Source organism: Salinivibrio proteolyticus, from assembly GCF_027286365.1.
Taxonomy (GTDB): domain Bacteria; phylum Pseudomonadota; class Gammaproteobacteria; order Enterobacterales; family Vibrionaceae; genus Salinivibrio; species Salinivibrio proteolyticus.
Window position 1 is genome coordinate 170,487 of sequence record NZ_CP114585.1, and the last position, 13,836, is coordinate 184,322.

A 13,836-nucleotide genomic window follows, 5' to 3' on the forward strand; every position below is an offset into this window, starting at 1 on the left:
GTGCTCGATCTGGAAATAACAGTGTATATGGTTGATGATTGGATGTATCACGTTTGTTAAATAAATGTATTTCAAACGTATTGGTTTGAATGCGCGGCACAGTCGCGAAACAGGAGGAAGCCATGAATACGTCAACATTACTCATGCAGCTTAATCAACTGGACGATAATCATATCAAACAATTACAGCCTTCGTTTGATAACCTTCCGGGTACATCTCACGCAGACGGCGGTTATCGCTTGCGTCGCTATTCAATCGTGCATGCTTTCGATGGGGGCATCGAGAAGTTACCGACTCGCCCATTTATGCAAACATCTGACATCAATGAATTCCAAGGGGATGTGGCTAGAACCTTTGAGGATATCGAGCCCCAGACCATTCAGGCACCGGGCTTCCATGCCATGTGTCGGACATTCCGCGACCTTTACCAGCTTAGCGATGACAACGACATCGAAATCCACCAAATTCGTATTCAGGCGGATAATCAATCCGTGCAGGTTGCCCCAGAAGGGGTTCATCAAGATGGCTTTGATCATATCGCTATTGTGAGCATTGGCCGCGATAATATTGAGGGCGGAGATTTTCAAGTGTTCCGTCACAAAACGAGTGCACCATTGTTTAGCTTACCGCTGGAACCGGGGCAAATGGCGGCACTTGATGATCGTACGTTGTGGCATTACGCTGAGCCGATTACGCCCGTTGATAATCAGAAGCCGGGCACAATGGATGTATTTGTACTCACAGCAACAAGGAAGTAACGATGACACCGGCAGGTTTTTCACCCCATGCTGTTCGGGGCCACTTTCCCGCGCTCTCCCAAATTATTGAAGGCGAACCCGTCGCATTTTTTGATGGCCCAGGGGGCGCGCAAGTGCCCCGCGCAGTGCTTGACGCTATGGTGGATTATTTAGGGCACTACAACGCCAATCTGGGCGGCCAGTTCTTTTCTGGTCGTTACACGACCGAGCTTATGCAGCGCGCGCGGGATGTGGCGGCCACCTTTGTGAATGCCTCATCGTCAGGAGGCATGGTATTTGGCCCTAATATGACCACCTTGACCTTCTCGTTGAGCCGCGCCATCAGTCGAGACTGGCAGGCGGGAGATGAGGTGATTGTCTCCGCGCTAGACCACTATTCAAACGTGTCCAGCTGGCAGCAAGCGGCCCACGACAAGGGTGCGGTTGTGAAACAGGTACGTGTTGATGAATCGACGTACTCTATCGATATGGCACATCTTGCCACCCTAATGACCAATAAAACCAAATTGGTTGCGGTGACATTAGCCTCAAATACCACAGGCAGTCTGGTCGATGTGGCAAAAGTGGTGGAGATGGCAAAACAAGTGGGCGCCAAAGTGTATGTGGATGCGGTGCATTACGCGCCCCATCACTTGGTGGATGTGCAAGCACTCGGATGCGACTTCCTTGCCTGCTCAGCGTATAAGTTTTTTGGGCCTCATGTTGGTTTTGCCTATGTCGCGCCTGAGTGGGTACAGACGTTAAAACCGTACAAAGTGGAACCTGCGGCTAATCAAGGCCCCGGCCGATTTGAAACGGGCACCCAAAGCTTTGAGGCGATAGCGGGCTTTATTGCGGCGGTCGACTATCTTGCACAATGGGGCAATCCGACGTCCTCACTGCGAGAAAGGCTAGCGGCAAGTTATGCGCAGTACCAAGCGCATGAGCAAGCATTGTCGGCACATTTTATCCAGTTGATGCGCGCTTACCCCAAAGTACGTATTTATGGTATTACCGATGATAATCAGCTCGACAAACGCACTCCAACGTTTGCGATCCGCATAGAGGGAACAGAGCCGGCAGAGGTTGCTCAAGCACTTGGCGAGCAAAATTTGTGTGTCTGGAATGGACACTTCTATGCGCAAGGCCTGTGTGAGCAGCTTGATATCTTAGACAAAGGCGGTGTGATCCGCATCGGTATGATGCATTACAACACCATTGATGAAATTGACCGACTACACCAAGCCTTATTGCCATTTATTAGCGATTAAGGTTAATCAATCTCTCAAGCGGCCAAAAAGGCCGCTTTTTTTTGATCAAAATTGGCTTCAGTTGATGTTTAAGTGTGAATTTATTCACAATGCAATCTAGAAACGTTAGCTAGCGCATAGGCGAATGTGCGCCTGCACGTTATGATCAACATCGTTACTGCTGTCCAAGAACCTGTTCAGAAAGAAATCATTTAAAAAAACGAAACCAATAATAATCAAGGCGAGACCCATGACTGAAGAACAAAACGCCTTTTGGCACCAATATCTAGCGACTCTTCCCGCGGACCAACGGCCAACTGATGATCAAGTGGTGGTGGACACCTTAAGTCATCACACGGTGAGAGCGAACGAAGTTGCGACATTGGTTAGTTTGAATAAAAAGAAAGCCCACTGCCGATTGCGCAGCTCTTTGGAAGAGAAAAGTGCGGTGATCCCGCAAAAAGGACATTATAAGATTGTTCTTAATGGTCACCAGCGACCCGTGTGTATCGTCAAAACCACTCAGGTGAGCTATTGCCCGTTCAACCAAGTCAGTGCGGAATTTGCGGAACGTGAAGGAGAGGGAGATGGCTCCTACCAGTGTTGGCACGAAGCGCATTGGGGGTACTTCTCCCAGTACGCCAAAACACACGGCCTACATTTTGATGAGCACTCGGATGTGGTGCTTGAAGAGTTTGAGAAAGTCTATCCACTCTAAAAATCAAAGCCGCGTAGAGCGGCTTTTTTAATGGTGATTCATCTTCATGTAAGTCCGAGGTGACTCTCCCAGCATGGTTCTGAAAAATGTGATAAACGCACTGTCACTGGCAAAGTGTAATCGATGGGCGATATCACCTTGCTTTTTTCCCGCGGCGAGTAGCTCTATCGCTTTAATGATCCGCCATTGTTGTCGCCATTGCTGATAGCTCATCCCTGTTTCTTTCTTAAACAAGCGCGTGATCGTTTTTTCAGAGGCGCCGCATTGTGTTGCTGCTTCTTTTAACGGTGGGAGTACATCCATTTCGAGGAGTGGTGATAAACGATAATCCGCCGGTAAAGGCAACGTCATTGTTTCTTCTTTAGCGTTTGCCAGCTCATCGATACATACCGCGAGAAGGTTGGCTGGTGCGCCACATTGCCAATCCGTCGTAAACGGAGAAAGAGCAATACGCTCCAGAACTTCTGTCAGTAATGGTGTTGTCGTCAGGATCATTAACTGAGTAGGTAATTGGGTGATTACCCTTTGGTCAAAATAGATCGAGCGGTAGCCTACCGTGTGTTGCATCTCAACCCTATGCTTGCAGTGGCCCGGAATCCAGGCAACTCGAGTGGGAGGCAAGATACTGACTGAGTTCGCGAGGGTTATCCGCATACAGCCATGCTGACTAAAGAGTAATTGGCCTTTTTGGTGATAGTGAAAGCCTGAGTCGTGCGAGGTTAAGTCAGCACCGATCCCCAGCACCGAATTATCGAGCATATCAGGATCAAAGTTATCGTCGCTGTTGAGCCATGCCATTACAAATTGTCTTATTTTATAAACTTATTGTCTTTTATATTATAATAGACAAAGTGCTGATGTTGGTAGTCTAAGACCTCATTGTTTTCTTCAGAGGTCATTATGCAAACACGGACTTTTAGCCTGACTTTAGCTATGGCTTTAATGATGTTTCCGCAAATTGCAGAAACGATTTACAGCCCGGCGCTCCCCGAACTTGCTTTACACTTTTCGGTTACTCCCGATATCGCTTCGCAAACCTTATCTAGCTACTTTGTTGCTTTTGCATTTGGCGTTGTTTTTTGGGGGAGAGCTTGTGATGTTATAGGTCGTCGGCTGAGTATGCTCGCTGGTTTGGGGGTCTATGCGATGGCATGCTTGCTTGCCGTGTTTAGTTCTGATTTTAGCCTTGTTTTGATAGCCAGAGTCATGGCGGCTTTTGGTGCCGCGGTTGGGTCAGTTGGTACGCAAACGATGATTAGAGATTGCTATAGTCGTACCCAATTGGCGCGAATGTTCGCAGTGATGGGGATTGCCATTGCACTGAGCCCTGCGATTGGCGTGTTGTCTGGAGCGTTATTGGTGGGTTTTCTTGGTTATCAAGGGGTATTTATTGGGCTGGCTATTACGTCTGTAGGACTATTCCTCTACGCCTACCAGTGTTTACCTGAGACCCGAAGGGCTGATAACTCTCTTCCTCCGATAGTACCGGTTTTACGACGATTAATGATGGATAGTGATGTCTGGTTCAGTGCTGTCTTGGTGGCTGCATTTAACATTAATTTATTTGCTTACTATCAGCTTGGGCCTTTCTATTTTAGCGCTTTGCGTATCCCGCCCTCATGGTATGGCTACTCAGGTTGCATCTTAGCACTAGGGATTGGTATGGGAGCCATTATGAATAAGAAGCTTTTAGCAAGAGGCTGGGTGTATAAGCCGTTACTTTTATTGTCTGGCCTCGTCTCTACCCTAGGAAGTATTGCGGTTTGGAGGCTAGAAACCAGTCCGTGGTTTGTGATGCCTATGATATTCGTTGGGATGGCGTATGGGATTGCGATCCCTAACATCCTCGCATATGCGCTTCGCCACTACGCTGATTGTGTCGGTACGGCTGGCGCCCTATTCGGTATGCTCTATTACGGGTTAATTGGTATTGGATTAGCTAGCGTAGGAGCAGAGCAAGCTCTGGGGATAAGCTTGACTGTCAGTAGTATAGTCGCGATGTGCATTGGGTGGTGGCAGACAAAATCGGTCTGAACTGCGTTTTTAGGCGGGCACTGTCGCGACTAAGCCGATCAAGGTTTACTCACCGATATCCAAATTAATCTCATCGGCCCATGGCATGTCTGGCAGGGTGTCTAAGTTGGCTTCATAGCGGGACAGGGTAAATTGCCCGTTGTGATTGCTAACATCATAGATCTCAACCATTAACGCACAGGCAATGTACTCGATAGCTTCGTCGCGTGAATAGCCGGTCATACGCAGGCGCATCAAGGTTTCTGCTACCTTTTTAGGATCTTGGTCGGCGATCTGGTTCTCAACCACTTCAATCAAGTTAGCGATACTGGTACTGGTTTCATCTTGCATGGTATTGCTCGTTATCGGTGACAGTGACGTCATACTAGGGGATGCAAGCCTGAGAGGCACGGATTTTTTGTCAGCCTATGACGTCACTAACTTCATTTAGCTAACTCAATGTGTTAATGATAACCATTATCGAAATGGTGTGGCGAATGAAAAGGATATAATCATGGCGAAAACACGTATCGAAAAAGACAGTATGGGTAATGTTGAAGTACCCGCGGATGCGCTGTATCAAGCACAAACGCAGCGAGCCGTGAATAACTTTGCGGTCAGTGACCAGACAATGCCTGAGGATTTTATTCGCGCGTTAGCCATGGTGAAGCATGCAGCGGCAACGGCTAACGAAGAGCTGGGCTTACTGGATGGCAATATCGCACATGCGATTCGCCAAAGTGCCGAAGCCATCATGGATGGTGAGCATTTAGCGCAGTTTCCCGTTGATGTGTTTCAGACCGGCTCAGGCACGAGCTCAAACATGAATATGAATGAAGTGCTGGCAACGTTGGCCTCTGAAAAGTGTGGTGAAACGGTCAGTCCCAACGATCATGTCAATATGAGTCAAAGTAGTAACGATTCTGTTCCTACGGCTATCCAGATCAGTGCCACATTGGGCTGTGAAAAAGCCTTACTTCCCGCGTTAGCGCATTTACGTGACGCGTTACAGGAAAAGAAACGCACAGTCGGTCATATCGTGAAAACGGGTCGCACTCACTTGATGGATGCGATGCCTGTGACTCTTGGTCAAGAGCTAGATGCTTGGACTCAGCAGGTCGAACACGCAATGGTACAAATTACCCAAAGTCTATCATCGGTGCGCGCACTGGCTCAGGGTGGCACGGCAGTAGGGACGGGAATCAATGCTCACCCATTATTTGCCGAGCGTTTTGCCAACGCAGTCTGTGCGTGTAGTCACTCCTCATTCACGGCGAGCGAGAATCCTTTTTTTGCGATTGGTAGCCAAGATGCGCTGGTGGCATTGCACGGCCAGTTGAAGACAACCGCGGTTGCGGTCATGAAACTGAGTAACGATTTACGTTGGATGAACTCGGGCCCACTCGCCGGGCTCGGAGAAATTGAGCTAGAGGGGTTACAGCCGGGATCGTCTATTATGCCGGGGAAAGTGAATCCTGTTATTCCAGAGTCCGCTGCTATGGTTGCAGCGCAAGTGATGGGCAACGACACTACCATCACGGTGGCGGGGCAATCGGGGAATTTTGAGCTGAACGTGATGTTGCCTGTGATTGCTGCTAACTTACTGCAAAGTATTCGTCTATTGGCGAATGCAGCTCATCTGCTAGCAGATAAAGCGGTGGCGACCTTTAAAGTGCGAGAAGATAACTTACAGTCAGCGCTAGCCCGTAACCCTATTTTAGTGACGGCGCTTAACCCAGTTGTGGGTTACCTTAAAGCCGCTGAAATTGCGAAGAAGGCGTATCAACAGGGTCGGCCTATCTTGGACGTCGCGGAGGAAGAAACGGATCTCGGCCGCGAGCATTTGTCGCAATTGCTTGATCCAGCCAAGCTCACCGAAGGCGGTATCGCTGAATAAATATTAGGGTGGGGGCGCCACAACAACACGGTTGCGCCCCGTCTTTTTGGCCTGATATAAGCAATCATCGGCTCGGTCAAAAACACGCTCTGGGTGAACATCGTCAGTGTGGTTTTCAGCCAAACCGCAGCTGACGGTATAGGTCAGTGACTGGTCATCAATGTGAGAAACACTAGCGGCGATACGTTCTCGGATCCGTTCTGCCACATGAGTGGCATCGCTTGCGCGCGTGTTGCGAAAGATGACCACGAACTCCTCACCGCCATAGCGAGCGACTAAATCGTTCTGGCGCACTGTGTCTGTGATGATGCCAGCGACATCTTTCAATACTTGATCGCCAGCAAGGTGACCATAGTTGTCATTGATCTGTTTAAAGTGGTCAATATCGATAACGGCCACTGTGTAAAAGTAACATGCGCGTTTAGCGAATTCGTGCTCGATGGCTAATTCGGGCAGTAGACCGTAGCGGTTCAGGGTACCGGTTAATGGATCAAGGCTAGCTTTTCTTTGCCAACTATCCCGAGCTGCCACAGCGTTTCTTAGTTCTGAGGCATGGGTAGATATACTGATACTAACGAGCACTGTCGTGAATACGTAAATTAATAAAGCCAGAATGCCATCATCAAGATTTGGAATCGCAAAAGCGCCCAGACTGTGCGGCACCATCACTAAGATCGAAGCAATCAGGATCACAAGAGAAACGAGCAGTGTTCGCCAATACCCAGACGATGCAATATAAACTAACAGGGCGAGAACAATAAAAATAGCACCGGGGAAATAGGAAAAGCCCGCTAATGTGAGCATCAGAGCGCTTAAGGCCATGCCCGTATTTTTTTTGTTTATCTTATCTAATTGAAACCCACCTCGTCGCCAAGTTATGTAAAGACTCACCCAGATCAATAGAGATGTCGTATAGGTCATTGAAAACTCGATATATAGAAACTTTAATCTTCCCGGGATAAGCTGGTTATCTATATAAAGAGGCACCGACACGAGCAAAATCATGGCGGCTGAAGGGATGAAGCAGGCGATAAGAATAAAGCGAAACAAGACACTCACGTTATCTAAGCATTGCTGACACCGCGATACCCATAACCTTGCGGAGATAAACGCGATAACAGTAAGTAGGGCGCCAAATAAGAGCGACACTGTGACGTGTAAATCATCAATCCGAGCGGTGGCGGCGAGAGAGTAGCCAAGCGCACTGGTGATTAAAAATGGCACGAATAGCTGTCGACCGTAGTGATAAAACAAAACGACCGCGAGACCACTCGCAATATTAGTCAGTGTCGAGGTATGCACATCCACTAATACAGCAATATATCGCATATCAACCCAAATAAGGGCGGCGTAAACTGCGACCCAGAGCGCTAAATAGGAGAATGAAAGAGTGGATGCCATATGTCTCCTACAAGGTGTCGCCGATGATGAGCATTTTCAGTGCTTGATATAAAACCACTTGATGGTGATGGAGTAAATATAGCAGAGCCAGCATGCACCGGCTCGGCAACCTGAAGAGAGGTGGGTTAATCTAATTTCTTTAACGCGACGGCGTTCATACAAAAACGTAATCCAGTCGGTGGGGGACCATCGGGAAACACATGTCCCAGATGAGCATCACAGCTAGCACAGGTGGTTTCAATGCGCGTCATCCCGTGACTGGTATCTTTATGGTATGCGATGGCGCTATCTTCGGCCGGTTGTGTGAATGAAGGCCAGCCGGTACCAGAGTCAAACTTCTCATTCGCATCAAACAACAGTGTGCCGCAACAAACGCAGCCGTATAGGCCTGGTTCAAACAAGGTACACATGCCCGAGCTAAAAGCACGTTCAGTGCCCTTTTGACGCGTAACGCGATATTGCTCGTCGCTGAGCTGTGACTGCCATTGTTGATCTGATTTTTCCACCCGCTGGCGCGGCGCCACATTACCTTGTTCGCTTCGTGTGACGATCTCTTGCCATGTCAGCATGATGTCGATCCTCTTGTGTGGCGGGCAACTGCCCGTGCTACAAAAACGCGTAGTGTTATGAATCTGAGTGCGCGATGCAAGTAGTACGGTGATGATTCGCCTTTAAGATCAAAGTTAAAGTGTGCCGATACCCCATCGTAATTCATCGTCTTGATCGTCTCGCACTTGATCTAAATAGCCCTCTAAGTGTTGCTCAATCAGTTCGTCAGATTGCGAGAAAAAGGCAATATGAAAGACCGCATCCCCTTCATTGACAACAGGGAGAGTTTGTTGGCCAATCAAAATACCGCTTTGCGAGGCTTTGATTTCCACTTCAGTGCTGCCAGCAGGGTCGCTGATGATACCGAGTATTTGTCCCTTAGTAACTCGTTCACCCAGCGCAATATGACTACGAAAAATCCCATCAGCTTCAGCGCGCACCCATCTCGTTGCACGTGCTGTGACGGGTTGATAGGGCAGTGCGCGCCGAGATTGACGTAGCATCCCCAAATGACGCATCACTCGAATGACACCCCGCACGCCTGCATTAATAGCGTAAGGTTCAAATCGCAGCGCTTCCCCTGCCTCGTAGGTAATGACTGGAATACCGATCGCTTCTGCTTCGGCACGGAGAGAACCATCACGTAAGGCGGCATCAACCATTACGGGAGCTGCAAAGGCTTTCGCCATCTCTGCCGCTCCTTCATTATCAAGATTGGCGCGGATTTGAGGTAGATTGGTGCGATGAATCGCTGCGGTATGAAGATCAATGACGTGCGTACACTGACTGATCACTTCATTAAATAATTGATATGCCATACGCCCGGCAATGGAGCCACGCTCGGAGCCGGGGAAAGAGCGGTTTAAGTCGCGTCGATCGGGTAGATAGCGGGACTTGTGAATAAAGCCAAAGACATTGACGACGGGAATAGCAATCAAGGTGCCACGAAGCTTTTCGGTATCGACTTTGGCTAATATTTGACGAACAATTTCAATCCCATTGAGCTCGTCGCCATGAATGGCGGCGCAAACAAGCAGAATAGGACCCTCTAACTTGCCGTTTAACACTTCAATGCTGACATTTAATGGCGCGTGAGTGTATAGGCGCGCCATTTCCAGTTCCAAGCTGGCATGCTCGCCAGCTTGGATTGTTTCGCCACCGATATCGATGGCATTGTTTTTTTTAGCCCTTGCCACGTGTGCGTGTCCTTTGGGGTTTAGCCGTCTTTTCAATATACTCGACGATCATGCCCGCGACATCTTTTCCTGTTGCTTTTTCAATGCCTTCTAGCCCAGGAGAAGAGTTGACTTCCATCACAAGGGGCCCGCGCTCGGAGCGAAGAAGATCAACCCCTGCCACGTTAAGTCCCATGGCTTTCGCGGCCGCGATCGCGGTTCGACGCTCGGCTGGCGTAATACGGACAAGGCTTGCCGTCCCGCCACGGTGCAGGTTAGAGCGAAACTCGCCCGGTTGTGCTTGACGCTTCATCGCGGCAATCACCTTATCACCAATCACAAAGCAGCGAATATCGGCGCCGCTAGACTCTTTAATGTACTCTTGTACCAAAATATCCGCTTTTAAGCCCATAAAGGCTTCAATCACACTTTCTGCGGCTTTTTTAGTTTCAGCGAGCACGACGCCAATACCTTGGGTTCCCTCCAACAGCTTGACCACCACGGGCGTGCCACCCACCATAGTCAGCAAGTCAGCAATATCACCGGGCTTACTGGCAAACCCAGTATGAGGCATGCCGATCCCTTTACGTGACAACAATTGCATTGAGCGTAATTTATCGCGAGAACGACTAATGGCAACCGACTCATTGACGGGGAATACGCCCATCATTTCGAATTGGCGTAGTACCGCGCAGCCATAAAAAGTAACGGATGCACCAATTCGAGGTACGATAGCGTCGAATCCTGATAGCTCCTCACCGGCTAAATGAATCATCGGTTGCGTTGAGTTGATGCTCATGTAGCAGCGTAGCGCATCAATGATTTTATATTCGTGACCGCGTTGTTCGCAGGCTTCTATCAGGCGACGCGTAGAATAAAGATTTTTGTTACGCGACAGAATGCCTATTTTCATGGTTTAACCGCTCCTACTTACCGAGCAAAAAAGAGTGCATGGGATCGACGGTCATTTGTCCCGCCATGGCTGTGCGGCCGAGTAGCATGCGAAAACGCATGTTGTCTCTTGCCGTTAGTGTCATTTCTATCGGGTAGCGTAATGTACCCGCTTGAAGTGTGGTTTGTATGACATACCTAAGCTGTTCATGACCTCCCGAGTCGCGAACAACGCGTCTGGCTACCACTTTGGCTTCAGCTTGGACGTGTGTTTCATCGTCACCTTGGTGAGGGTGAACCCAAAAGCGAACCCAAGCTTCTCCGTTTTGGTCGAATTCTTCGATCTTAAACGTATGCAGGCAAGAAGTCCGTGCTCCGGTATCAATTTTGGCTTTCACCCTAGCAATACCTAGGTCGGGGAGGGCGACCCACTCTCGCCAGCCGACGCTGACTTTAGGTGTTTTGTGTTGCACAGTGTTCATTTTGATCCGCTATAACAAAGTCCCTTCCTCTACCGTAGAAGGGATTACGATTACTCGTGGTAAGAATCTGAAAAATAAGCGATGATGTGTGATAACCATCGCATACATTTACTACGCATTGACGCAGATCTTATCGTAGTGTCAGCAGTATGAGGTGCACGCGGATGCGCGCACTTACCGCTTTGCGGCAATACGAGAGAGTCTGGGATTCGTCGTGGCAACGTCATGGCATCTCTGGGCAGGGCGACGAAATAATAGTCGCTAAATACGCCGTGATGGCGTCAGAGAGCACACGAAAAGTTTCATGAAGGAAATACCATGCAAAACAGTGATAGACAAGAAGTAATTGAGGATTTGCTCTCAAAAGTTGATGAGGGAACGCCCGAAGTGGCACAAGAGATCGAGCAAGCCCACAGTCTTGATGACCTCGCTCTATTACTTGAGTCTTTGCCCGTTACTGATCGTGTGAGTTTTTGGGAGCAATTATCGCCTGCAATACAGCTGCCGGTGTTGGCGGAAATGCGTGCTGATGCGAGTGAAGCGATTATTCGCGCAGTGGATGAGGTTCGCCTGCATGACTTGTTTGCGGAACTGGATGCCGACACCTTGCTGGAGCTGCAAGATGTGCTCACCGAACCTTTGCTGGAAGAAGCATTGGGGCGCATGGATACGGAGCAAAAGCAACGTTATGCCTCCGCTCAGCAATATGCAGATAGCGAGGTGGGGCACTGGTGTGATCATCAACCATTAGTGGTACCCGCCAAAACAAAAGTGAATGTCGTGTTGCGTTTATTGCGCCGTGTGATGCCGAAATACTGTGATCATGTGTTCGTGGTTGATAGCCGTGGCGTATGGGTCGGTGCGGTGCCGATTCACAAACTCTTTGGGGCCGATGGCGTATTAAAAATCAGTGAGTTGGTGCGCGAACAATTCCCGAGTCTCAATGCTCGCGAGGATATTTATGTGAGTGCCGATAAGGTTGCTAGCAGTGAGGAAGTTGCCTTACCGGTGCTAGACGATGGTGGGATGTTGATTGGCCGGCTTGATCTCGGTACTGCGTATGAAATGCAAGCCGAGCGAGCTGAAGCACAAATTATGGCGACGGCGGGTTTGGATGAAGATGAAGATTTATTCTCTCCGGTGATGAGAAGCGCGCGCAATCGTGCACTGTGGCTTGGCATTAATCTAATGACGGCTTTTCTTGCTTCTTGGTTTATTGGTTTGTTTGAAGCGACACTGCAACAAGTGGTCGCGCTGGCGGTATTAATGCCCGTGGTGGCGTCAATGGGTGGGATCGCCGGAAGCCAGACGCTAACCCTGATTGTGCGAGGCTTAGCATTAGGACAAATATCTAAAAGTAACTTAAGGCCGCTATTGAACAAAGAGCTGCAAGTGGGGTTACTAAATGGTGTGCTTTGGGCGATAGTGATTGGTTTGATCGCCGGTTACTGGTTTAACAGCTGGGGACTAGGTATGGTGATTGGTGCTGCTATTGTTGCCAATATTATCAGTGCCGCCTTGGCGGGTATCTTTCTTCCGGTCATTCTCGATAAGCTTAAAATTGATCCGGCGCTTTCAGGATCGGTCATTCTAACCACGGTGACGGATATTGTTGGTTTTGTTGCCTTCCTTGGGTTAGGAACCTTGTTTTTGCTGTAAACCTTTACCAAGAAAGCAGGGATTGAAAAGCGCTCGCCGTAACGACGAGCGCTTTTTGTTATGAGTTTGCTGGTGGTGCGGGAGGATCTGACGCAGCAGCGTCGGCGCTCTCTGGCCGTTTTCCGTCAGCGGCAGGGAGCAGTTTTTCGCAATAAAGCGTCATAATGTCTTCCCGTATTAATTGTTCGAGCTCGGCGGCGCGTTCGGTCGGACAGAACAGGCGGACGTGAACATGCTGTTCGCCGGTGTCGGCATGAGACAAATAAACGTGGGGCTCTGGACCAGGTAAATCGACACCCGCATGACGTTCAATCACATGGTTATAACGTCGAGCGACATCAAGAAAATCCTCGCTATGATCGTCAATACGTGCCAGCAGCGCGGGAATATGGGGATACAAATTAATATCGCCACGGATCACCAAGTGAAAATGATGATAGACATAGCGCTTCATAAAATTGAGATTTTTCACTGTGGTAGAGAAAAACAGACTATTTGGTAATGTCGCGGTTTTTCCGGTGTAGCAATAGTGCCCATGGTGGGTGTCAATTTCTTGAATTTTGGTCGCCATCAAATTATGCTCGATCACTTCGCCGCGTGAGTTACCCACCTCAATCCAATCCCCGATTCGAAATGATCGAGAGCTGGCGCGTTGAATGGAGCCGGTAAAGCACAAGATAATTTCTTTCGATGCCACCACGACGGCCACTGCGATGGCAGTCAGTGAGAGGGCAAACTCGCTAATTTCCGTGTTCCAGAATAAAAATAAAAACAGTAACAGTAAGCTAAACGCCCCATTTTTAGTGCGAGATATCCACTTACGTTGATCTTCACTGAGAAAGTTACTGTCACCGCGAATATGACGTAGGATCAGGCGGCGAATAACGCTCACAACAACAATGACGCCGATGGTGGTCAGTAGCTTGTTGTCGACCAACAGTTGGGCAATACTCTTTAACTCAGATAACAAAGTTGCTCCCTATTGTTTATTTCCCGAGCTTTGGCGCTATTCTGCCCCGTTGGCGATAAAAATAAAACGTAAAGTTGTCGATACCTCAGGACGA

At 48.9% G+C, this 13,836-nt stretch carries 14 protein-coding genes; 6 read left to right on the forward strand and 8 right to left on the reverse strand.

What is annotated here, in order from left to right; genetic code table 11:
- Positions 1-122 precede the first annotated feature (122 nt).
- The 3 genes from N7E60_RS14775 (at position 123) to N7E60_RS14785 (ending at position 2,705) form a co-directional block, all read left to right on the forward strand.
- A complete protein-coding gene (locus N7E60_RS14775; protein WP_069590414.1) occupies positions 123-758 on the forward strand; it encodes a 2OG-Fe dioxygenase family protein in 636 nt (211 codons plus the stop codon).
- Positions 759-760: 2 nt separating this feature from the next.
- On the forward strand, positions 761-2,008 hold the full coding sequence (locus N7E60_RS14780; RefSeq protein WP_269598907.1) for a cysteine desulfurase-like protein: 1,248 nt from the start codon (positions 761-763) through the stop codon (positions 2,006-2,008).
- A gap of 229 nt (positions 2,009-2,237) precedes the next feature.
- Positions 2,238-2,705 carry an ASCH domain-containing protein gene (locus N7E60_RS14785; RefSeq protein ID WP_269598908.1) on the forward strand — a complete coding sequence of 156 codons (468 nt, stop codon included), beginning with the start codon at positions 2,238-2,240 and terminating at the stop codon, positions 2,703-2,705.
- Between the two features lie 27 nt (positions 2,706-2,732).
- Here the strand turns inward: N7E60_RS14785 and N7E60_RS14790 are convergent, their stop codons facing one another.
- Complete coding sequence (locus tag N7E60_RS14790) at positions 2,733-3,503, reverse strand: AraC family transcriptional regulator (protein WP_269598909.1); 771 nt, start codon at positions 3,501-3,503, stop codon at positions 2,733-2,735.
- 102 nt (positions 3,504-3,605) lie between these two features.
- Here N7E60_RS14790 and N7E60_RS14795 point away from each other — a divergent pair, with 102 nt between their 5' ends.
- Positions 3,606-4,739, forward strand: a complete 1,134-nt coding sequence (locus N7E60_RS14795; RefSeq protein WP_269599018.1) for a Bcr/CflA family efflux MFS transporter — start codon at positions 3,606-3,608, stop codon at positions 4,737-4,739.
- Between the two features lie 45 nt (positions 4,740-4,784).
- On the opposite strand, the gene N7E60_RS14800 is transcribed toward N7E60_RS14795, so the two are convergent.
- Positions 4,785-5,069, reverse strand: coding sequence for a hypothetical protein (locus N7E60_RS14800; protein WP_077641331.1), 285 nt, complete (start codon positions 5,067-5,069; stop codon positions 4,785-4,787).
- 160 nt (positions 5,070-5,229) lie between these two features.
- On the opposite strand from N7E60_RS14800, the gene N7E60_RS14805 reads away from it, so the two are divergent.
- Positions 5,230-6,615 carry a class II fumarate hydratase gene (locus N7E60_RS14805; protein WP_208759407.1) on the forward strand — a complete coding sequence of 462 codons (1,386 nt, stop codon included), beginning with the start codon at positions 5,230-5,232 and terminating at the stop codon, positions 6,613-6,615.
- 3 nt (positions 6,616-6,618) lie between these two features.
- Here N7E60_RS14805 and N7E60_RS14810 read toward each other — a convergent pair whose 3' ends face one another.
- From N7E60_RS14810 to N7E60_RS14830, 5 genes are all read right to left on the reverse strand, one after another.
- Positions 6,619-8,016: a diguanylate cyclase gene (locus tag N7E60_RS14810; protein WP_269598910.1), complete on the reverse strand. Its 1,398-nt coding sequence runs from the start codon at positions 8,014-8,016 to the stop codon at positions 6,619-6,621.
- A 125-nt stretch (positions 8,017-8,141) separates the two neighbouring features.
- Positions 8,142-8,585, reverse strand: a complete 444-nt coding sequence (gene msrB, locus N7E60_RS14815) for a peptide-methionine (R)-S-oxide reductase MsrB (RefSeq protein ID WP_069590400.1) — start codon at positions 8,583-8,585, stop codon at positions 8,142-8,144.
- A gap of 114 nt (positions 8,586-8,699) precedes the next feature.
- Entirely contained in the window at positions 8,700-9,761 is a 1,062-nt protein-coding gene (locus N7E60_RS14820) for a succinylglutamate desuccinylase/aspartoacylase family protein (protein WP_269598911.1), read from the reverse strand.
- The gene (gene rimK, locus N7E60_RS14825; protein WP_069590396.1) at positions 9,748-10,653 is read right to left on the reverse strand and encodes a 30S ribosomal protein S6--L-glutamate ligase; all 906 of its coding nucleotides are present in this window, start codon (positions 10,651-10,653) and stop codon (positions 9,748-9,750) included. Before rimK ends, N7E60_RS14820 begins: the two co-directional genes overlap by 14 nt.
- A gap of 13 nt (positions 10,654-10,666) precedes the next feature.
- Positions 10,667-11,113 (reverse strand): ATP-dependent zinc protease family protein, encoded by a 447-nt coding sequence (locus N7E60_RS14830; protein WP_077641337.1) that lies wholly within the window; start codon positions 11,111-11,113, stop codon positions 10,667-10,669.
- Between the two features lie 318 nt (positions 11,114-11,431).
- Here N7E60_RS14830 and N7E60_RS14835 point away from each other — a divergent pair, with 318 nt between their 5' ends.
- Positions 11,432-12,772, forward strand: a complete 1,341-nt coding sequence (locus tag N7E60_RS14835; protein WP_269598913.1) for a magnesium transporter — start codon at positions 11,432-11,434, stop codon at positions 12,770-12,772.
- Positions 12,773-12,830: 58 nt separating this feature from the next.
- Here N7E60_RS14835 and N7E60_RS14840 read toward each other — a convergent pair whose 3' ends face one another.
- Complete coding sequence (locus N7E60_RS14840; protein ID WP_269598914.1) at positions 12,831-13,742, reverse strand: mechanosensitive ion channel family protein; 912 nt, start codon at positions 13,740-13,742, stop codon at positions 12,831-12,833.
- Positions 13,743-13,836 lie beyond the last annotated feature (94 nt).